The 21,238-nt window shown below is 40.0% G+C and carries 16 protein-coding genes and 3 pseudogenes; 1 reads left to right on the plus strand and 18 read right to left on the minus strand.

Translation table 11 applies throughout. The features are described 5' to 3' along the window. Window positions 1-14: 14 nt before the first annotated feature. From GKZ87_13225 to GKZ87_13240, 4 genes are all read right to left on the minus strand, one after another. On the minus strand, window positions 15-200 hold the full coding sequence (locus tag GKZ87_13225) for a hypothetical protein (protein QSI26378.1): 186 nt from the start codon (window positions 198-200) through the stop codon (window positions 15-17). After that, a complete protein-coding gene (locus tag GKZ87_13230) occupies window positions 178-1,017 on the minus strand; it encodes a hypothetical protein (GenBank protein QSI26379.1) in 840 nt (279 codons plus the stop codon). Before GKZ87_13230 ends, GKZ87_13225 begins: the two co-directional genes overlap by 23 nt. Before the next feature lie 704 nt (window positions 1,018-1,721). Continuing rightward, entirely contained in the window at window positions 1,722-2,582 is an 861-nt protein-coding gene (locus tag GKZ87_13235) for a tyrosine-type recombinase/integrase (GenBank protein ID QSI26380.1), read from the minus strand. A 711-nt stretch (window positions 2,583-3,293) separates the two neighbouring features. Continuing rightward, on the minus strand, window positions 3,294-5,927 hold the full coding sequence (locus GKZ87_13240; GenBank protein QSI26381.1) for a pyruvate, phosphate dikinase: 2,634 nt from the start codon (window positions 5,925-5,927) through the stop codon (window positions 3,294-3,296). Window positions 5,928-6,239: 312 nt separating this feature from the next. On the opposite strand from GKZ87_13240, the pseudogene GKZ87_13245 reads away from it, so the two are divergent. Continuing rightward, a pseudogene (locus tag GKZ87_13245) lies at window positions 6,240-7,151 on the plus strand (helix-turn-helix domain-containing protein). A 252-nt stretch (window positions 7,152-7,403) separates the two neighbouring features. Here GKZ87_13245 and GKZ87_13250 read toward each other — a convergent pair. The 14 genes and pseudogenes from GKZ87_13250 to GKZ87_13315 all read right to left on the minus strand — a co-directional run bounded on the left by GKZ87_13250 (window position 7,404) and on the right by GKZ87_13315 (window position 21,167). Further along, window positions 7,404-8,252 carry a DUF2262 domain-containing protein gene (locus tag GKZ87_13250; protein ID QSI26382.1) on the minus strand — a complete coding sequence of 283 codons (849 nt, stop codon included), beginning with the start codon at window positions 8,250-8,252 and terminating at the stop codon, window positions 7,404-7,406. A gap of 217 nt (window positions 8,253-8,469) precedes the next feature. Then, complete coding sequence (locus GKZ87_13255; protein QSI26383.1) at window positions 8,470-8,634, minus strand: helix-turn-helix domain-containing protein; 165 nt, start codon at window positions 8,632-8,634, stop codon at window positions 8,470-8,472. Between the two features lie 257 nt (window positions 8,635-8,891). Continuing rightward, window positions 8,892-9,203, minus strand: coding sequence for a hypothetical protein (locus GKZ87_13260; protein ID QSI26384.1), 312 nt, complete (start codon window positions 9,201-9,203; stop codon window positions 8,892-8,894). Then, window positions 9,193-9,705: a hypothetical protein gene (locus tag GKZ87_13265; protein QSI26385.1), complete on the minus strand. Its 513-nt coding sequence runs from the start codon at window positions 9,703-9,705 to the stop codon at window positions 9,193-9,195. The genes GKZ87_13260 and GKZ87_13265 overlap by 11 nt, the downstream gene beginning before the upstream one ends. Before the next feature lie 239 nt (window positions 9,706-9,944). Continuing rightward, window positions 9,945-11,102, minus strand: a complete 1,158-nt coding sequence (locus GKZ87_13270) for a hypothetical protein (GenBank protein QSI26386.1) — start codon at window positions 11,100-11,102, stop codon at window positions 9,945-9,947. Window positions 11,103-11,119: 17 nt separating this feature from the next. Then, on the minus strand, window positions 11,120-11,674 hold the full coding sequence (locus GKZ87_13275; GenBank protein QSI26387.1) for an SIS domain-containing protein: 555 nt from the start codon (window positions 11,672-11,674) through the stop codon (window positions 11,120-11,122). A gap of 97 nt (window positions 11,675-11,771) precedes the next feature. Then, window positions 11,772-12,599, minus strand: coding sequence for a CHAP domain-containing protein (locus GKZ87_13280; protein ID QSI26388.1), 828 nt, complete (start codon window positions 12,597-12,599; stop codon window positions 11,772-11,774). Window positions 12,600-12,612: 13 nt separating this feature from the next. Continuing rightward, the gene (locus GKZ87_13285) at window positions 12,613-12,840 is read right to left on the minus strand and encodes a hypothetical protein (protein ID QSI26389.1); all 228 of its coding nucleotides are present in this window, start codon (window positions 12,838-12,840) and stop codon (window positions 12,613-12,615) included. 5 nt (window positions 12,841-12,845) lie between these two features. Beyond that, complete coding sequence (locus tag GKZ87_13290) at window positions 12,846-13,256, minus strand: hypothetical protein (protein QSI26390.1); 411 nt, start codon at window positions 13,254-13,256, stop codon at window positions 12,846-12,848. A gap of 1,811 nt (window positions 13,257-15,067) precedes the next feature. Continuing rightward, window positions 15,068-17,266 (minus strand): annotated as a pseudogene (locus tag GKZ87_13295) (hypothetical protein). Window positions 17,267-17,283: 17 nt separating this feature from the next. Further along, on the minus strand, window positions 17,284-17,652 hold the full coding sequence (locus tag GKZ87_13300) for a hypothetical protein (GenBank protein QSI26391.1): 369 nt from the start codon (window positions 17,650-17,652) through the stop codon (window positions 17,284-17,286). Beyond that, window positions 17,642-17,908 carry a hypothetical protein gene (locus GKZ87_13305; protein QSI26392.1) on the minus strand — a complete coding sequence of 89 codons (267 nt, stop codon included), beginning with the start codon at window positions 17,906-17,908 and terminating at the stop codon, window positions 17,642-17,644. The genes GKZ87_13300 and GKZ87_13305 overlap by 11 nt, the downstream gene beginning before the upstream one ends. Window positions 17,909-17,918: 10 nt before the next feature. Beyond that, window positions 17,919-18,275: a hypothetical protein gene (locus tag GKZ87_13310; protein QSI26393.1), complete on the minus strand. Its 357-nt coding sequence runs from the start codon at window positions 18,273-18,275 to the stop codon at window positions 17,919-17,921. 12 nt (window positions 18,276-18,287) lie between these two features. Further along, window positions 18,288-21,167, minus strand: a pseudogene (locus tag GKZ87_13315) (hypothetical protein). Between the last annotated feature and the right edge of the window lie 71 nt (window positions 21,168-21,238).

Here is a 21,238-nt window from a genome sequence, read left to right on the forward strand (position 1 = left end):
TTTCCCACAAAGCTTCACTTATTTGGACTTTTTACGCTGACAAACAGATGTGTTTCTACAATCTCATCAGCCTCTTCTTTGGTGATCGTTCTTCCCTTGTAGATGAAACGCTCTTCCTGTGAACGATCGACGAGATGGATGATCTTCGCTTTCCGATAGTCCATATGTGTATATCCCTTATTCATCGCTTCCTCTGTCATAATACGCCTCCTTCAATTGAAGCTGCTCCTTTATCTGTAGATAGCCGCTTCTTGAAACCGGTACCTTATGTCCCCCGTACAATTTCAATTCATACCGACAGATACTCTCTATATAATACCGGCTTGCACAAAAGCTCTTATGCACACGCACGACAAGCTCCGGCTGCTCATCATTGATGATCTTTTCCACCATCACCATCTGCAGTCTTGCACAGATATCGCCATGTGTGGTATGGATGAGCGTTTCTTTATTGAACGCCTCTAAATATATGATCTCTCCGATGAGGATCTTATGATTGACATTCTCATTGTCTCTGACACAGATGCTTCCCATACTTTTGATTTCTTTTTCGATCAACATCGTCATATACTGCTTCGTATATTTTCCAACATCATGCGGAAACACTTCCTCTGCTGGAATATTCTTCATTGGATTCGATACGTGGATATGTTCTATGAGCAGTTCATCCTTCACTTCCTTCCAGCAGAAGGTGACTCTCTGCTTATCACTGAATATCTCTCCGCTGGATTCATCGGTAGCTCCTACATATCGTCCTACGATCGTGCAGCTATATCGATCTTGTGTGATACATTCAAATGATTTTGAAAATAGGGTTATTAAAGGCAGGTCTCCCAGCCATTCTTCCAAGACTTCTATGACCTTGGCTTTTCCAGAATAATATTCACTGTCACAAGATCCGATCCATAGACAGTTCTCTCCTATATGTGATTTCAGCAGATCGTCATTTCCACGATAATGATCAGTCATGATTTTATCTGTCAGAAATATGCATTCTTCTATCTTCTTTTTCAGCATCGCTATCCCTCCATGTTAAAAGTAGTAAGCACGCATCCCATTCTTATCATAGGAGAGAGCCTTACATCCATTTCATTTATATTTCGATTTCTATTACATTTCGAATTACTTTTATTCTAATAACGATGTCTCAATACCACATAATACGGATTATGTGGTATTGAGGATTTTCAAGCATTGAATTTCATATAAGACTAGCCTAAATAAAAAAAATCTCTTAATTGAAGTCAATCCTCACGGACATTCTTAAGAGATGGAAGGGATATAAACATACAGTATTTTAAGATATCACAGCTATTCTGTTTTTGTTATGTAAAAATTCACACACGAGTACAAAAGTGATGATTTATAACAATTCACTCCTGTGAGCAACCGTTCACGAAAATGCATTGCTATTGTAAAATTTTACTGATAAAATGTGATAAAGATGAGATTCGCTTCATTAAAGAGAGCTATCGATTCATCTTTAAAGTGTCCTGTTTATCGCATTATTTCAATGTACTGAATAATCGGAATTAAATAAAATTCATGTGTAATTTATCTCTATACCACATAATCCGTATTATGTGGTATAGAGATAAATAAGAAAAAACATATATCCTATAAATATTTATCTAAAAGCTCTTTACGCTTTATCCTTTCGTTTCTCAGGCATGTACATATTATGATTTTTCTAAACTATATCAAATACTTTTTATCTGAGCTTATATCGTTAGTGCTATCACCAAATCCATTTTTGAAAGTGATTTTTGACATTCTCTACCTGTTATCGTAGTATAGATCCTTGTCGTCTCGATACTGGCATGACCCAATAAATCTGCTAATCTTACAACATCTTTCTGTAGACGATAAAATGTCAAGGCAAATAAATGCCGTAAATTGTGTGGAAATACTTTTGTATCATCAACTCTGGCATCACGGCATAGTTTTTTCATAGCACTCCAGATATTACTGCGATCCATCGGTCTTCCACTCTTTGTGACAAACACTGACCCTGCAGATATGTTTTCCTGTTTACAATAATCCTTTAATAATCTTTTCAACTTCTTTGGCAGGAACACTATTCTCGTCTTTCCCTTGTTTCGTACAACTGCCTTTCCTTCTTTCACTGCCTCTACTGTTATGTATTTATGCTCGGATACTCTGATACCTGTACCACATATCGTCTGTAACAGCATATACAAACGTTTATCATTTCTCTTCAAGGCTGTATCCAGCAAGCGCTTATATTCAACTTTTGTCAATTCCCTTTCCTCTTCATAAAAAGCTGAGCGCTGTACCTTATGCAATTTCAATTTCAGATTTCCCAGCTTCAAGTAATCAAGCAGACCATTTAGTGCGACAAGCATACTGTTGATACTAGATACCTTATATTCCTCAGACAGACTATTCTTATAATCAACAAGTCTTTCCTTGGTTATTGCTTTATCATTTTCAGGCAGATACTCATAAAAGTGCATGATATCCCTCATATATTTTTCAATCGTTGCCTTACTTCTTTCTTCACCATATAAATATACTTTGAATTTCCCCATTATGTTCTTATTCAATACCGTCTTCTTCATCCTATCCAGCTCCTTTGATATTTTAATCTTATCATAGCATTTTGTTATATCGTATTCACTGGCAATAATTGGAAATTTATAGTGTATAAAATAACTCTTCAAAAGTAATTTAATTTTTACATGCATATAGCAATATAGATAAACGATATACCTGATTATGACTCCATTATATTTTTTTGAAATTTCTAATAAGGTTTCATATTTGAAGATAAGATATAAATAAGCTTTATTTATCTTTGTAAATTTTGAGGAATCAGTTCGGTTCAAACCTAAGCATATACGAATGTCCTTCATTTGAATTCCCACTGCTTTAAATATATATATCGATTTTTATCAACCTTAACATTTATTACTCTTAATGCTTTTATGTGCCTGTCAGCCAGTTTTCTTCAAAAAAATACAAGTGTGTACCTTTTGGTACATTTTTTGGATTTCATATTTTATCATGTCAAAGTGCATAATATAAAAACATGAAAAACAGCAAAAAAGAGATGTGATTTCAAATCACATCTCCAAAAAGCCCTATATATATCGCCATTTTTTGATCCTTCCATCGTTTCACATGTGTCACTTCAGGAAAGGTTATTGCATAACGCATAGCAACAGCTCTTGTAATCATGAGGTTTATAAGCAGTACATATTCTGCACCTTCCGATACATACTTTGCACTCTCTAATACAGGGTCTGTACTATCATGTACGTGATATGTATCTATTGACCTCTTTCCTTGACCACGGCTTGTGCTGCAGCAAGTCTGGCAATCGGTACACGGAATGGACTGCAGGATACATAGCTAAGTCCCATACGGTGACAGAACTCAATACTGCTTGGTTCTCCGCCATGCTCTCCGCAAATACCAAGCTTGATATCCGGACGCGTTTTTCTTCCGCCAGCTACAGCCATTTCAATCAGTTTTCCGACACCCTTCTGGTCAACCTTGGCAAACGGATCCTGTTCAAAAATCTTCTTTTCATAGTAATCATTTAGGAAACCACCGGCATCATCACGGGAGAACCCAAATGTCATCTGTGTCAAATCATTTGTTCCAAAGCTGAAGAACTCAGCTTCTTCGGCAATTTCATCAGCCAGCAATGCAGCACGCGGAATTTCAATCATGGTTCCAACATGGTATTTCATCGCAAACTCTTCACGTTTTAAGATTTCATCCGCTGTACGAATTACGATATCCTTAACATATTTCAATTCTGCCTTATCGCCAACCAGCGGGATCATGATTTCCGGTTCAATCTTCCATTCCGGATGCTTTTTGTTCACATTGATTGCAGCTTCAATTACAGCCGTTGTCTGCATTTCTGCAATTTCCGGATACGATATAGCAAGACGGCATCCGCGATGACCCATCATAGGGTTAAATTCATGCAGACTAGTAATTACATTTCTCAATTCTTCCAGATCAATATTCATATCCTTTGCCAGCTGTGCAATATCATAGGAGCTGGTTGGCAGGAATTCATGCAGAGGCGGATCCAGATAACGAATTGTCACTGGAAGTCCATGCATTGCTTCATAGATTCCTTCAAAATCACCACGCTGCATAGGAAGCAACTTGGCAAGAGCTTTTCTTCTCTGTCCCTCTGTCTTGGATACGATCATTTCACGAACAGCCTTGATACGGTCACCCTCAAAGAACATATGCTCTGTACGTACCAGACCGATACCCTCTGCACCGAATGCCACAGCCTGTTCTGCATCCTTTGGTGTATCTGCATTTGTTCTGACCTTCAGGGTACGGACTTCATCCGCCCATCCCATGAAACGCTCAAAATCACCGGAAATCTCAGCAGGAACCGTCTTAATCTTACGACCGTAAATATTACCGGTAGATCCATCCAGAGAAATAAAGTCGCCCTTATTATAACGTTCTTCATTTACTTCGAAGTATTTTTCTTCTTCATTGATTTTAATATCTCCACAACCGGATACGCAGCATGCCCCCATACCACGGGCAACTACAGCCGCATGAGAAGTCATACCACCGCGCACTGTCAGAATACCCTCGGATACATGCATACCCTCGATATCCTCAGGGGATGTTTCCAGACGTACCAGAATAACCTTGTGACCAAGCGCTGTTTCTTCGATTGCTTCCTCTGCAGAGAATACAATCTGTCCGCAGGCTGCACCTGGTGATGCCGGTAATGCACTGGCAATCGGCTTTGCACTCTTTAAATCCGCATCATCAAAGCGCGGATGCAGTAAGGAATCCAGCTGCTTCGGCTCCACCATCATCAAGGCCTCTTCTTTTGTAATCATACCTTCATCTACCATATCACAGGCAATCTTCAAAGCAGAAGCTGCCGTACGCTTACCGTTACGGGTCTGCAGCATAAACAGATTACCCTTTTCAATGGTAAATTCCATATCCTGCATATTTTTATAGTGGCTTTCCAGAGCCGCACAGATTTCTGTAAATTTCTCATAGGCAGCCGGAGCAATTTCCTTCAGCTGATCAATGGTCTGCGGAGTACGGATACCTGCGACAACATCCTCTCCCTGTGCATTCATCAGGAATTCACCATACAGCTTGTTTTCTCCTGTACTAGGATTACGGGTAAAGGCAACACCGGTTCCACAGTCATTCCCCATGTTACCGAATACCATCATCTGCACGTTGACAGCAGTACCCCAGTCACCAGGAATATCATTCATCTTACGATAGAAAATCGCACGCTGGTTATTCCAGGAGCGGAATACCGCCTCAATAGCACGGTATAATTGTTCCTTTGGATCGGATGGGAAGTCCTCCTCCAGAGATTCCTTATAAAATTTCTTGAAGCGTTTCACCATTTCCTTCATGTCATCCGCATCAAGCTCGGTATCCTGCTCGACACCTTTTTTCTCTTTCATTTCATCAATGATCTCTTCAAACTTCGCTTTGTTCAGACCCATGACAACATCTGCGAACATCTGAATAAAACGGCGGTAGGAATCATATGCGAAACGCGGATTATCCGTCAGTCTGGCTACACCCTCTACAACCTCATCATTCAGTCCTAAATTTAAAATGGTATCCATCATTCCTGGCATAGACGCACGCGCCCCAGATCTTACGGATACTAATAACGGATTTTTCGGATCACCAAACTGTTTTTGAGACAGTTCTTCCAATTTCATTAAATAATCGAAGATTTCCTTGCGAATTGCTTCATTGATTTCCTCACCGTCGGCATAATACTGGTTACATGCCTCTGTTGTAACAGTAAAACCAAAAGGTACAGGCATACCGAGGTTCATCATTTCTGCCAGGTTTGCGCCCTTACCGCCAAGCAGCTCTCTCATCTGCCCATTTCCTTCTGAAAACAGGTAAACATACTTCTTGCCCATTAAGCATTCCTCCTCTTATGTAATCGTTTACATTTGATATCTAATATTATACATCATTTTCATGTATTTTCCTAGTGCTAGTTAAAAAGTTATGCAATTCACAAAGTACTCTTTAATCTGTATGCTTTTAGCTTATCAAATATACCGCATCTGAGTTTTCACTTTGTATTTGGATAGAAACAGCAGATATAGGAAAAATATGCTATACTTCTTATAGAAAACAGGAAATGCAACGTAAGGTTGACAAAACGCAAGAGGTATTTGGTAGTGTGAATACACGGTGTTTGTTAGTATATGTGTGAGGTGAACAAGATGAAATTTGGAGAAAAATTACAGAAGCTTAGAAAAGAGAGCGGGATATCACAGGAGGAGCTTGCCTCCCGATTGCATGTATCCAGACAGGCAGTCAGTAAATGGGAGAACGATCAGGGATATCCGGAAACGGAAAAAATGCTGATGATTGGTAATATCTTTTCCGTGTCCATGGATTATCTATTAAAGGATGAGGGAGGAGAGTCGCTGCCGCAGGAGCCGGGATATTATGCAAGCCGGGAGTGTGTACAGGGCTATTTGCATCAGGAAAAAAGAACAACCAGACGAATCGCCGGCGGTACACTGCTTTGCATGCTTTCCGGTCTGCCGATTCTGCTATTACCGTCTATGGAGAATATGATGAGTGTTTTTTCCATGCTTTTCATCGCTGCAGGCATTGCGATATTCGTATCCCTTGCCTTCGAGCGGGATGATTATAAAAAGCTGGAGGAGGAACCGCTGTATTTTGATCATGATCATTTACAGGAGCTGAAGGAGGAAAATAAAAGGCTGCAGCGTAAATACAAGCGGCTAATTATCGGAGGATTGCTGCTGATTTTCCTTACCTGTATCATCGCCATTCTAAGTGAGGAAGTACTGTATTTTGAAGAAGGGCTGATGGATCCCGTCTATCTGCTGCTGATTTCCATTGCGGTTTATATGTTTATTCATGCAGGCTGCTCAATGAATACCTATGAGCTGTTGATCATTAATGAGGAATACCACCGCAAAAAGAAAGGGGAACGCTTTTCCTGACTGTATTATGTCACAATCGGCTGTGCCTCTATCCTATATGTGGGAGCGGGGATGCTGATGGGTAAGGATGCCTGGAGAATAGGCTGGATGATCATCCCTGTCACATGGCTTGTGACATATGGAATCATCAGTGGCATCCATATGCGTAAAAAATAAAGCAGAGAAGCACTTGAAAAGTGCCTTCTGCCATCATACGTAAATAGAAACTCTTATCCTGTTGGTTATGAAACCGGATGATTCTTTCTCACTTTACGGTACAAGGAAGATAATGAAATACAAAAGATTTGAGAAATATCAATTCTTTTGTATTTCACGTTTCTCATATACCGGAATTGAGAAAGCCTAACAGGATAAGAGTCCTTTTCTATTGCAGCTGGAACCTTCTATATAGATTTCTAAATGCAGATTTTACCCTGCAAATTCTGCATAGGTACAGCCCTTTTCCATATTTCCGCTGACAATGATGACATGTCCTGCAAAAATATCGTCATCATTATAATAGAATTCAAAATCACCCTCCTGCGATATACTGACAGTCTCTATTTGGATACGGCGGATAAAGCCTTCTGCATTCAATTCAGCTTCCTCCTCCTGCTGCCAGTCGATTGCACAGCTGAGCAGCTCCTGCGCAGCATAATTGCGGGCTTCTTCATCCCATTCGCGCTCATCCTTTTTCAGCTTTTGATATATAGAAAGCGCCGCTTCTGCACATTCTTCATTTTCTCTATCCACATCCAGTGTGACCTCTATCGTTTTTCCATTCCACATATCCTGTCCCTGAAACATAGACAGAGAACGATTCAGCTGCAGCTCACAGCGATCTGAAAGCCGCATTACAACAGGTGTCTGGTATTTATTCAAAATTTCCTGCAGCTGCTTTTGTTTGACATCACGTTCCAGCACATCCACCAGCAGAAAGCGGGCACCCTGCGGCAATTCCTCGTTTGTCCATATGTTTTTCTGCGGCAGCGATTCCCGTACCCTCAGGCGATAAATCGTTTCCTTTTTCAAGTGATGCAGCTTCCCCACCTTATGGTTTTCCTTTTCACTCAGCATCCACTGTACAACCTTTTTCTCCTGCTTCAGTTCCCCGCTTTTCACATCCACAAAGGCAAGCAGACGGATTCCCGCTGTCCAGCAAAGCTCACCTCTCAATCTTGCCGAGTATACGTCATCCTGCGTCAGTGCATAGATTTCTTTTACCTCATTCGCAAAGCCCTCTTTAAATTTCTTTTTTTCTGCCCGTTCCTTCAGCATAGCCTCTCCCCTGTCCTTTCTTACAAAAAAGAGGGATATCTCCATTGATTGGAAACATCCCTGTGATTTCAAAGAGTTATGAAATCCTTTGTAGGTATCGTCTTACTTCTTACCGAGAAGACGAAACATCCCTTTATATACTATAGTATAGCACTATTTTGTAACTTTCGTGTAACTTACACGTTCTTTAAATTCCAAAATTATGGTTAATGCAATGTTATTCGATCCCTAATAAGAGACATATTTTCATATACATAAAAGCATTTATATCACGTAATGAATTCTCATATTTTATATAATTACTTTTAGTAATACATAGTTTATTTGCCATTTCACCCACGCTGATCCCCTTTTCAATTCTTTTTTGTTTAACAATATTCATTTATTTATCCTCGCTTTTCTTGTGTTATTTACCAACGCGTTGTAACTATATTATATACCTTTTATAATTACTTTTGGGCGCTCTGAAACAAGTTGACGGTCTATGAACAGTTAATTTTTCAAGGGGTATTGACATGCAAAAAAGCCTTTATTTATCGCAGCTATCACATAAAATTCACATAAAATCAGAAACCCGGTTTTTCGCAATCAACTATTTTTAGGTAAATATATACTTTTGCGGAGAAAAAAAGAGGCATTTTACCTCTTTTTGCTATCAAAAATATATAAAGTACATGTAAAATCCACTCCCAAGATATAAATAAGATTATGTATATGGCAATCTCGGTAAATATTTGATATTTTATTTACCAATATTTTCCTATTTCGCAGGATAATTTTTCCATTTTTTACTGTAGCGGTGCATTTTCTGGACATATCTATCGCTTTTATCTGTTTTTCAGTTTTATATCCTAATAAGTGAGCTGATTTCAAATCCATATTTTTCCAAAAAAAGAATATTATAACGATTTCCTTATCGTTAATTTCTTTAAGCAAGTCATCAGTTAACATTCATTATGTTCATGCAATAGATTCTTGCTAGCTTTAGCAGCACCTCTGCCATACCCTCATTTTCTATGTATTCGTTTAGTGATATCAGATCATCATAATCGTCTTCTATATCCATCATTTCGATGAGCAACTGTATTACTTCCCCATTGTCTATCTCCGTAGTATCCTTTATTTCTTCCAAATTTATAACATGCACTGCTGTAGTAGTTGGATTCTTTTCGCTATATTCTCTAAAATATAAAATATCACCATCTAAGAAAGCATCTAAAAGACATCTAAACTCCATTTCATTTCCATCATCCCATATAATGGCTTGATCCGTATGTTGTGCTGCATAAATGCTGCTTTTCTCAATCATACTTTCAATAACATCTGGTACTAATTCAACTGTCTTTTTAATCACTTCCTTTGTTTCTTTGATTGTTGCTTCCCCATGCCCTAAGACTACAACACTATGACTTGACAATATACTCCAAGCCTTTTTTCTGCTTATTCTCCTCATGTATAGGCCTCCTTTGCAGGATAATATTGTAATATATATCACGCTAATATATCACGCTAAAAAAGGTCTGGTAAATAATGGCAATATTTAACCCCCTTTTTATATAGGCTCTCCCCATTCACCTGTGTATAATATCAAAAGACCACGCAAAGGTGATCAAGTGCCGCAAATACTGCTTTGTTTACTTTTGTATGTATAAGCGCATTATAATCAGAATAAATTAAGAGTTATATATAATTTTACATCATGCTATTTATTATTTTTATGGCTCTAGATATAGAAAAAGCTGTAGAAGGACAATAACAATTTCTTTTTAAAATTGCTTCTAGTTCTTTAGATTTTATTGATACGAATTTAATATTATGATTAGCGGTTTCCCAATTTCCAATGCAGTTATTGTATATTTTTTTTGATAACATATCGTCCTTTACAATTGCTAATAAAGAAATATTGAAAAAGCCTTCAATCGCATCAAATCCACATCCAATTACATGAATATAGAATTCGTTCTTTTTTATCAATTCTAAAATGTCTGCAACTTCTTCATATTGCTTATAAAACCAAAATGGATCTATATGATTATCTTCAGAGCTTGTCTCTGCTCTATTGAATAATTCTTCACAGTACTCTCTCAAAAAAGAATATAGTAACGGATTTGAGATATTTTTTATGCATCCAAATCCGAAAGAAGGAACAACCATATATGCTCCAGGATAATTCACTGTTTCTTTTGATCTCTCGTGTATGCATATCTTATATTCATTATCAATTTTGATAACAAAAACTGTATCACAACCAAAGGGGATCACATTATCTGAAAGTACATAGTTCCCATTTATATTTTTTAAATATTTTTTCCTTAATTTTTCATTCGTTCTAACGTGGCTGAAAATACAATTATATGTTTCCTTTCTGAAATCAAATACATATGAGATTCTCTGGAAATAGGAATATTGCCCAGCCTGTACTTCAAAATGATTTTTATCATAAGATATGCTATGAACAAATAAACTGGGATCATCAAATAGATTCAGTCCTTGCTTTTGTTTTCTTTTTATTAGCTTATCATGAACCGGATAATTACATTTCGTTGTATTCACATATGTAATTATGTTCTCATGTTCTAAAACATCAATATCTAATGATTCCCACAACAAAGTCGTAATAAAAGGTATGCTAATTGATGTTTCTCCAATTTTACAATTATATACATAATCATTTTTATGTGTTCTCAAAATATAATCCATTGTTTTTCTTGAGAAATATAACTTCTTTGATGTTGCTTGGTCTTTCCGCATTCGTAAGCTTTTAAAAAATGGTAAGACAAATTCAATATAAATACGGTCGCACAATACCCCAAAGACTGCTCCTAATATGAGATCAATTAGCTCCATCATTTTATGACTGATCCTTCTTATATTCGATTAAAATAATTAGCTATCATATGATTTATAACTAAATGAATATCTTCTACAATCAGTATATTATCTATAGGTATTATTACACTTAGATCTGTTATCTTGGCAACTCGACCACCATCAAACCCAGATATACTTATGGTGTATATTTCGCTATCTCTTGCATACTCTGCTACATCCACGATATTTTCACTATCTCCACTTGCTGATAATAAAATCAAAATATCATCTGATGATGCTCTATTACTCAAGGCTCTCGTAAAAATTTTATTATAACCAATATCGTTTGCTGTTGCAGTGAGTTGTGCTATATTATCATTTAAGCAAAAACACTTGAATTTTATACCGTCTTTGAATTTTTCTAAATTGTTTAAATCACAAGTAAAATGTGATGCAGTGGTAGCACTTCCGCCATTACCACAAATAAATATAGAAGATTTCTGCTTCCTTTTATGTTCTAAAACACTTATGATATGTTCCAAATCTGGAATTTTGATACAATTTAATACTTTGATTTCGTTTTTTAAGTATGAATCTAAATATTTAGACATATGTAACTCCCCCTATCCATGTCTATATTGTAACATTTTAAAATATATTTACAACAAAAAAATCCTACCTCTCAATCAAGAGAAGTAGGATAGTTTTTTACTCTAAGTCTGTTTTCCTTACCCAGCTCATAATTTCTTTCAGTAATACCTTTTCGCCGCTTATTTGCATTACAGTGTATGTAGCACCTTTTACAAATGATGGGATATCCTGCCCTGTTGCATAGGTCTTGGCTGTCTTTTTTACCTTGACCTTTTTGCCGACGGCAATCACTGTTGCATTACCAGTTACCTGTAGGTCGGATGTTTTAACCCAGGATGTTATCTCTTTGATCAATGCCTTACTGCCAGATACTTGCTGGACTGTATAGGTTTTACCTTTAACCCACGCAGGGATTGTCTGACCTGTAGCATACTTTGTGGCGCTGGACTTGATTTTAACCTTGCTACCAGCTTTGATACTGGATGTTGCAGGCTTACTGGTAGATGGTTTCGCTGCCTCTGCTTTTGGCAACTTATCGTGTACCAGATATCCCAGAAAGTGCATTCCCTTATATCCGTTAGGATTGCCTTTGATATACTCAAAATTTTTGCCACCATAATTTGACTGTGACCAAGCTACAGTATTAGCATCAATTATTTCTTCGCATACCGCCACATGTCCATACTGGCCATACTGCCAGATCATGAGTGCACCCTCTACAGCATATTTTGAGCGTTTAAAGCCGTTTGAATAGTTATCCCATAACTCCTGTGCACCGTTTACCCGTGGGCTATCCAAATACTCCTCACGTCCTAAAATCTCGCTGATACGGGCTGTAGCGTAGGTAAAGCAATTTGGCATATTCACACCAGTTCTGCGTACAGCCCAATCCATCCACTCACTGCCTGTCAAACCGGACAGGCTTGTTCTTTTCTTAAATGCCATTTTTGATTTCCTCCTATTTATCCATCAAATCATCAATACGATGATGTGCTGACTTGATACTGTTTTCTGCAACCGCCATACGTTCTACAACATTATTGTGTTTTTCTACTTTTTTAGTTAGATCATCAATTTTGTATTGCATGACAGCAGTAGATTTATTATTGATTATGATAGTTGCGATTAAAGATGGTATAGCAGTGCATACACCACCAATCAAGGCGATAATAATAGCATCTGACATCTTAGTTACTCCTTTGCATCTACCGCAGCTGCGACCTCTGAGGGCTTACCGTTAAGGATATTGATAAACGTACTGTATGCATCCTTGATATAGCGCCATGCTGCTACACCGATCGTAGCGGCAATCATAGCCACGGTGATGAGATCATGAACCTGGTCATTGATATCCGGCACATACTGCGTCAGCATTGTTGTGGCTGCGTCTACAGCTGCAACCATCAGCATAGTACCAAAGACCAGCACCAAGGCTTTTTTGACACCCTGCCATAGCCTTTTAGCATCAAAGCGCTCTCCGGTGATATTGATATTGTGATACAAGCTCAGCACCACATTGGCCGCAAAGGCCAGCAGTAAAATAGCGTAGCAGACCAGCACCATGCTGAGGTCTGCCAGTAAAACAGTGTAAAGCGTCTCCATATTTCTTCTCCTTTCGCTCTTATGAGCATATTTAAAAGGGTGTTGACGTACACCCTTGAAAACGAGATACCTTAGGATCACTTCCTTTCTCAGCTTCGTAAAGCAGATAAAGCGGATTTTGTATCAAATAATTCATTGTTCAAACGCATTACTTCATCCCTCAATGTATCCACCCTCCTCTCTAAATCACGATTTTTATTTTTTATATATTCTATATCTCGCAGTACGGATAATTCATTGTTTTTTACAATAAAATCAAGTTCTTGCACTGCTTTAGAAATATACGGTATTATAACTTCCGGATTTATTGCCAACGTCCCACCTAGATTTTCGACGAGTTGCGGATCTATTTCTTGCAGATTCTGTGCTATATAACCTATTGACCTTTTAAATCCCGACTTTTTAAAGACGAAGGATTCATGTTTGAATCTCCTTATCGCATCAATTCCGCATACATCAGTGTCCAAAATATTTGCTTTAAGTTTAGCATCAGACACCCACGATGTTTTACAATAATAATCTGATCCTGTGACATCTTCGTATTGCAAATAATCTGTACTGGAATCAGGGTGTCCGTGATATATCTGCCTAATGTTTCGGAATCCACCGCCAGTAACATTAGAAACTACCACATAACCTTTTCCGTTTCTAGGTTGCACCGGAAAGTTTGATGATCCTAAAAATATATGTCGCTCCGTCCAACCGGATGGGTTAAGTCCGAAATTAAGTGTATACCATGATGCACCACCATCGCCGTTTATATCCGTTTGTCCCAATGATAAAAACTTTGCGCCAGTATCAGCCGACAGTAATATACCTCTACTAGTACTACTGCTGTAAGCTGATGCGATTCCACCACAATGATTGTTATTGATAAACAAATCCATGCGGCCATTCCCTATAACTACTTTTGTGTTTTCTGTTCCTAGACTCGTAAATGATCCGGTTAACAGTGCATCATCAGCTTTCAACTTACCTGCATGTGTTACATAAAAAGGAGCACCTGTCATAGATTCAGCAGTGCTACCTGCATAAAAGGCATACATCCCGGCACTTTGCATTACGGTATATTTACCATCATTTATACCTATCAGTCTTGTTGACTTGATATCAAACCCGCCAATCTTACCTGAGGTGGCGGTAATCGTCCCTGTCATCGTTAGATTTCCGTTCGTATCGCCATATAGCACCCTACTCCCTGCATTGTTATAAATGGACAACGCGCCATTATTGACACGTAATCCTCCAGAGTTGATCACGACGCTCATATTGCCTGTTACTTCTGATTGTGCCGGCGCCCAGTAGGATGAGTCAATAGCAGAATTTGCTTCACAGAGAAAAGGTCTATTAAAAGCTATGCGCCCTTTGAAATCTCTACCATATAGATATGCTCTTACATACTCTACTTCTTTATCTTCAACTTCAACAAACTTACCTACCCGCACCCATTTATGTGAAGTATCTCTAACAGATCCTGAGCTGCTGGTGCCATCGGTATAATATATATTGATGATATAAGTTGCAAGCGGATTTGTAGACCCTGCCACATAATCGGAATTTGTCAAAAACTCCGCAGATATGTAAAATCCTTTTACCTTACGTCCGATGTCTATACGTTGATTCCAACTACTGCTCGAAGTTCCGCCAAACGCAGTAGATTCTAACCAAAGAGCACGCCCTGTGCTGCTCCCCCATGTCAATGCTCTGCCACCTGTACATGTCGATGCTAATGATTTGTTCCAACAAGCTGTATCGTTTGTAAAATCAGAATTCTCTATGAGATTTATTCGATTATATGATTCCATGATACTCACTGATAAACTGTCTACCTTTTGCGTGATCGTTGAGCTTATGCTATTTACAATATCCTTGGTAGCATATGTATCGCTTACCGTAGTTTTAAATCCGCTAACATCAGCAACCAAGGAGCTGAGTTTAGTTGATGTACTAGATACAGTGGATTCAACTGATGAAATTCTACCGGTCAATCCATTTACGCTTTGTTCGAGTGTCGTTTGCTTCGATGCCACTCCTTCCAATGTGGAGGTATGCTCGCCTACTGTGCTATTGATACCATTTACGGTCTGCATAAGACTGCTGTAATTGGTTTGTAATGTTGATACATCACCTTTAGCTTGTGATACATCGGTAATCAACGATGAGATTTTGCCTTGCTCCATAGACAACGCTGTGCTCAGAGTGCTTATGTCACCGGTGATAGTGTTGTACACCACGGATAGAGACTGGTTAGCACCGTCTACTAAGATATGACTGGACTTTATGACCTCTTTACCATCGTTAATCTCTTTGACCAGCGAGGTGATGTTGATTTTATCACCCGATATGTTTGCATCATTGGCCACCATGCTATCGACAATAATCGGCCGCTGTATACCGGACGATGTTATGCCGGTCGCATCAAACATCAATTTACCTGCCTCGTCCCAGACATACATATTGTAATCGCCGGATGCATCCTTGCCTATTTGTACGCGAGTGCGGATTGCATCTTTGACTTGCAAAGTCTCACCAAAGATATCTAACCTACCCGACTGCGACTTAAAGTGTATGCTGCTCGCATCAATCGTGCCAGCTGTGACCTTATCAGCTGATAGGCTATCAATCATGGCCGATTTTATCAGCGCGTTAGATATTGTGGTGTTATCAGCATTTAAGACTATGGTTTGCGTACTGCCAACTGTCACACTGCCTGCGAGCAGAGTGTTGACACGCTCTAGGTCAACGTCCAGTACATGTACCTCAGCTTTAGTGGCGTACAGCTCCTGTACGTACTCTTTAGATACATAGGATGTTTCTATGGTCGCAACCTTAGCGGTAAGCTCAGTCACGTCCAGATTTTCAATTTCAGCATCCAGGGCTGCGAGCTTTTTGTTGACCTCTAGGTAATTGGTGTTTATGGTCTCAAACTCTCCCTCAAAGGCTGTTATCTTATCTGTGATGACCTGTTTTGTGCTTACGAGGTCAGAGTAAGTTCTATCTACTTTTGTCTGCAAGGGCCCTTTGTAACCTGTATCCTGCTCCTGCTCAGTTTTACCTTTGGACTCTATGGTGCCATAAAATCCACCATCACAATTAAACTCATAGTCCATCAGCGGGATAGCATATGCATTACCAGCATTATCCATCACCCGAACGAGGTCGCCTGCCTCAACATCAGGCTGAGCCATACGCCAGTTTAGTTTGGCAGCTCTATACGTAAAACCCTTTATTCGGTTATACAGGACAGCGATACGCTCCTGGGTCATTCCTGGACAGCTAAAATAGATGCCCACACCAGTCCCTGCGGATACAGAGTGCTCCTCGTCAATCGTACAGTCCAACCGATTTATATAAGTATCTTCCTCATCCATTTCTAATGGATCCGCAAATCGACTCGGGGATATGGTAAGACTTGCATCGGTATACCATACCAGCCTGAGCTTGCCGTCTTTGTCCATTATAGCGTTTTTACCACAATAAGCGGCAAGCACACTTATAGCCTCAATGATGGTAAGCCCTTGCAGGCTATCAACATTATAAGTTACATCATCCGCACCGCCTGCATACTCAATGCCTATCTTTTTACATTGCTCCTGCAGAATGGACACAATTTTTTGATTGCCGGATAAGGCAGTAAAAAAACCTTTATAGCAAAGGGCAAAGTTATCATATGCGGTAAGTTTTATAAACTCACCTGAGCGCACCGGTTTATCGAGGTTATATACACCTTTTTTTATCCACTCTACCGTACCATCGTCCAGCTCCAAGCCAATGTATGGTATCGCTTGGCGGCCTTTTAGGATGGTGTTTTTTGGTACATCCGTAAGGATAAATTCAATATAAGACGACACAGTGTCCCCAAAAGTGATTTGCTCGGATGAGTTGGTTCCGCCTTTAATTTTAAAACTCTTTATGCCTGTATATTCGGTGCCCGCAATGTCAATTTTCAGCTGGAAGTGGCGGCCTGATTTAGAGACCACCGTTTTATACTTATCGGATGTGGTTATCATCGTACCACCTCCCTGTGCTATTCTTCGATTTTCAGTATAAATTCAACTGATTCTAATTCATTCGCTGTAAGCTCCACACGGTCCAATTCATCGAGGGTAAGCTGACGCACGTCGATGTCTTCCTCTAGGTCTAACAGCTCCTTATACTCATCAAAAAACTTCTTTTTCGCCTCGATGTCACCATCTGGTATAAGGTAATTTCCGTCCTTTTCAACGCCGTGCTTTTTTATGAGCTCAGAGCGCTGCTCCTCCAAAAATACAGCCTGTTTTTTAACGGATTCCAACGTCTTTTTAATATGATAAGACTGCTTTGCTGGAAGTGCAGTATTGAGCATCTTGCCAAGCGCGGGCTGCGCATCTACGATCTGTTTATTTTTAAGCTGCATCCTTGTTACCTCCTGCCAGCTCCGCAATGATTGCATCCTGTTCCGCATAAATTTCATCTTCTGCTGTTGACGCAGCTGTGCGTACTGCTTCGCGATTAGCCTTGTACAAAGTCTGATTGCTAGTGTAATCTGTAACAACCGCATTTTCTGGGTTGCCGGTATTGATCACGCCCTTTATCTGTTTTACTGGCACATTATCCACCATAATGTCTTTTGTGATTTCGATGTTTTTGTTTGATTTTGTAGTTACTGCCATAAAATCCTCCTTATTGCTGTATTATTTTTACAGTCGCTTTTTTGTACCAATAGATGCCATCACCTAGGAGCCCTATGTGCTCCTCATTGATCGTACCCCGGTATGATGTGATTGAGAGGCTTGCCCCTCCGCCACCGTTAAAAACAAAAGGGAAGAACCCTGCAATCAGATTTTTTTTGATTTTACTCATATCTGACTCTTGGAGCACTCCCCATTCTATCGTTACTGTTTTTTTCTCGGCAACAACATCACCAGCCATAGCACCGCTTGACGTACGTCCAGTGTTGCTCGACCATATGATCTCGTTGTCAATTTTTATGACGGTAGGCGCAGGCAGCGCCACGCCATTTGCTGTGAGTATTGCCATACCCGCACCTCCTTATAAGTCAAAACGGCTCTTACCGTTTTTACGAGCGTCCTTGTTATGCTCGTCTGTGACACTCTCAAACAATTCTTTCGGCGAGATATACGCTGTAGTGTCTTTATCTTGTACAGCCTGCGTAACCTCATCAAACTTCTGACGTAGGTCTTTTATTGCTTCCACGACATCAGCCATAGACACCTCGCGCTTTTCGTCATGAGCCTCTTTCCACTCATGCTGTACATTCAGGTTACGTTCGCCCGCAAATGCGATTGTAGGCTCTTGCAGCGCTGCCTGCATTGCCCCTGACATGGATTGAGATAAGCTCTTGACCTGACCAATAAACTTCGGCGTGCTCATTGCCAAAGTCTTGCCGAGCCCCTCCATCATATGAGGCATCCATTGCTCGTACTCACGCAGAGGGCCAGTGTCTGGACGGGTGAAATGCAGCCATGATGCTACGATATTTGCTGCCTTTTTGACCTCGTTAGTTACTTTGTATGCATAATCTTGTATACCGTTAGCAAACCCTGATATCATGTGACCGCCCCAAGTGTAAGAGTTGCCACCAAGACCGCTCAACCATGATGTGGCTTTATTTACACAAGACTGCACTGTCGATTTAACGTTCACAGAGCCAGACCCCTTTTTAAATTTCTCCATCATGTTTTTAGCCTTTGAATACATATCATCATACATCGTACCCGCTATCCATTTACTTGTAGCACTTAGATTACTTGTTACGGACGATTTCATGCCTTTACTGTTTGTGTCTACAGTATTTTTTGAATCCTTAAAAGTACGTGAAATATCGTTTTTGATAGATCCGCATTTATCGGATACAAAAGTTACAAGGGGGCCCCACGCATTTTTAGTATCGTTACCCATACCGCGGTTTGCGCCTATGAGTGAATCTCTCGCAGAGTTAAAATTCTGCTCTATGGCCTTCCCCGCTTTTTCTGAGTTAACACTTACGGTATCCCTCACGGAGTCGATGGAATCCGCCACTACACCATTTATGTTACCCCAAGCACTTTTTGTGTCTTTATCAGATCCATTCCAAACACTAGATATTTTATCTCCGATTTTACCAAAGATATCACTTGCGCCTTTTTTGAGATTAGACCATGTATCCCCTAAGGACTTCGTGATACCATCCCAGGCTTTGCCTGCTTTCTTTTTTATATCTGTCCATACGTTGCCTATAGCTTTGACAAGGCCAGAAAATAGTTTTGGTATCGCGGTAACAAGCCCTTTTATGGTCTTTGCAATACCGTTTTTTAAGCCCTCAATGAGATATTTACCCATATCTGCCATTACCGTAGACGGCGAATGTATCCCGAATAGACTCTTAAATCCGTTAACAAATGGGTCAACAATATGCTTTTTTATCCAAGAACCTATGTCGCCAATAGCCCTAACTATGCCTAACAATAAACCGCTTATGATGTCCCCGCCTGTCTCTTTGAATATCCCGGACCAGTATTTTACAACGCTGTTTACGGCATCCTCTATAAATCCCCACAGGAATTGACCTATTCCAGCGATTGACTGTCCTATTAGATATGCTAGATCCTCGATAATGCCTGACCAGTCTATACTAGATAAAAAGTACCATACATCCTTACCTAACTGGTACCACTTAATGTTAGCAATAAAGTTTTTTACACTCGCAGCTAGTCCCCGTACTCCTTTGGATAGTGCCGATCCAAGTTTACCCCAGTCTATCCCGTTTATAACCCCCATAACTCCGTCTGCTAGAGCCTTACCGATAGCAGGCCAATTTGCAGTAGTCACAAATCCGTATAAAGCATCTATGCAAGCCTGCACATACGACCCAAAAGTACGCCCTAGCTTATCCCAGTCAACGCTGTACACAAGACCGTTAAGTCCCTGCGCCAGAGCTTTACCTATCCGCTCCCAGTTGATACCGGTAAACAGTAAATATAAAGTGTTGGCAATAGTATTGATCCCAGTACCAAACATACGCCCGATATTTTCCCAGTTAATTGTGTCTATCAAACTGTTAAAGAGCTCACAAAATCCGTCGCAAAACTCAGTGATCGACTTACCTAAGTTATCCCAAGATATCCAGTCTGTAAACGACGCCACAGCCTTATTGACCTGTTGACCTATGAGTTTACCGATACCAGCATAATCACCCTTAGTCCATAGGTCTTTGAGCTGCTTAACCCATTTTTTGATAGGGCCGTCATCGACATCGGTTGGTGTGTAAACAGGCATATCGCTCCCGCCGCCCCCTCCACCACCGGAACCGGCTGAATCATCCTTATCGTCCAGTTTGTTAATATCATCAAATCCCATAAGCGACCTACGAGCTTTTTCCGACGCTTTGGCTGCTTTATCAGCTGATGAGCCGTAGGCGCCCATTGCATCTTTAGCTGCATAGATGCCGGATGTAGCCTGCTTTGTTGCTGACATGGACTTACCAAAAATAGCAGACATAAAGGCCGCTATATAACCGGTTACTGTAGCCAGTGCGGACATGAGCGCATTTAAGGCTGGCATGATTGCCTGAAAGATAGGTGTAAACGCTGTTGCCAGATTTGAGCGTATCTGGTTTAGGCTATTTGCAAACGCGGTATTTGTCATGAGTGTTGCACCGATATTTTGCGCCAAAGCCATAATGCCACGGCTAACCAGTGGGAAAATCAGTGAGAAGATTGTAAATGATTTAATCAATCGCCCTATACCCATATGGGCGCGTCCTAGACCGTTAGAGGCCTTTTTACCTGCTGAGCCTATGCCAAGTAATCGCCCAGCGAAGGATACAGCGCTCCTTCCTGCTGATTTTAGCCCATTGCTAAACTTATGCAATGCTGATGATGCCAAACGCTTTGTAAACTGTACAATAGCATTACCCGCCATTCTGGCGACATTAGTAACTAGGTTAAGTCCACTTAGCAGTCCTTTTAGTGATACTCCGACAAGCTTACCTTTTAACCCGC

This window comes from Erysipelotrichaceae bacterium 66202529, from assembly GCA_017161075.1.
Lineage (GTDB): Bacteria > Bacillota_I > Bacilli_A > Erysipelotrichales > Erysipelotrichaceae > Clostridium_AQ.

Coding starts and splice junctions, on each gene's coding strand:
- GKZ87_13285 (QSI26389.1), bottom strand. CDS start 12,840: ATGTCAGATGCTATTATTATCGCCTTGATTGGTGGTGTATGCACTGCT.
- GKZ87_13230 (QSI26379.1), bottom strand. CDS start 1,017: ATGCTGAAAAAGAAGATAGAAGAATGCATATTTCTGACAGATAAAATC.
- GKZ87_13240 (QSI26381.1), bottom strand. CDS start 5,927: ATGGGCAAGAAGTATGTTTACCTGTTTTCAGAAGGAAATGGGCAGATG.
- GKZ87_13290 (QSI26390.1), bottom strand. CDS start 13,256: ATGGAGACGCTTTACACTGTTTTACTGGCAGACCTCAGCATGGTGCTG.
- GKZ87_13235 (QSI26380.1), bottom strand. CDS start 2,582: ATGAAGAAGACGGTATTGAATAAGAACATAATGGGGAAATTCAAAGTA.
- GKZ87_13270 (QSI26386.1), bottom strand. CDS start 11,102: ATGATGGAGCTAATTGATCTCATATTAGGAGCAGTCTTTGGGGTATTG.
- GKZ87_13305 (QSI26392.1), bottom strand. CDS start 17,908: ATGGCAGTAACTACAAAATCAAACAAAAACATCGAAATCACAAAAGAC.
- GKZ87_13250 (QSI26382.1), bottom strand. CDS start 8,252: ATGCTGAAGGAACGGGCAGAAAAAAAGAAATTTAAAGAGGGCTTTGCG.
- GKZ87_13280 (QSI26388.1), bottom strand. CDS start 12,599: ATGGCATTTAAGAAAAGAACAAGCCTGTCCGGTTTGACAGGCAGTGAG.
- GKZ87_13275 (QSI26387.1), bottom strand. CDS start 11,674: ATGTCTAAATATTTAGATTCATACTTAAAAAACGAAATCAAAGTATTA.
- GKZ87_13260 (QSI26384.1), bottom strand. CDS start 9,203: ATGTTAACTGATGACTTGCTTAAAGAAATTAACGATAAGGAAATCGTT.
- GKZ87_13255 (QSI26383.1), bottom strand. CDS start 8,634: ATGAATATTGTTAAACAAAAAAGAATTGAAAAGGGGATCAGCGTGGGT.
- GKZ87_13310 (QSI26393.1), bottom strand. CDS start 18,275: ATGGCAATACTCACAGCAAATGGCGTGGCGCTGCCTGCGCCTACCGTC.
- GKZ87_13265 (QSI26385.1), bottom strand. CDS start 9,705: ATGAGGAGAATAAGCAGAAAAAAGGCTTGGAGTATATTGTCAAGTCAT.
- GKZ87_13300 (QSI26391.1), bottom strand. CDS start 17,652: ATGCAGCTTAAAAATAAACAGATCGTAGATGCGCAGCCCGCGCTTGGC.
- GKZ87_13225 (QSI26378.1), bottom strand. CDS start 200: ATGACAGAGGAAGCGATGAATAAGGGATATACACATATGGACTATCGG.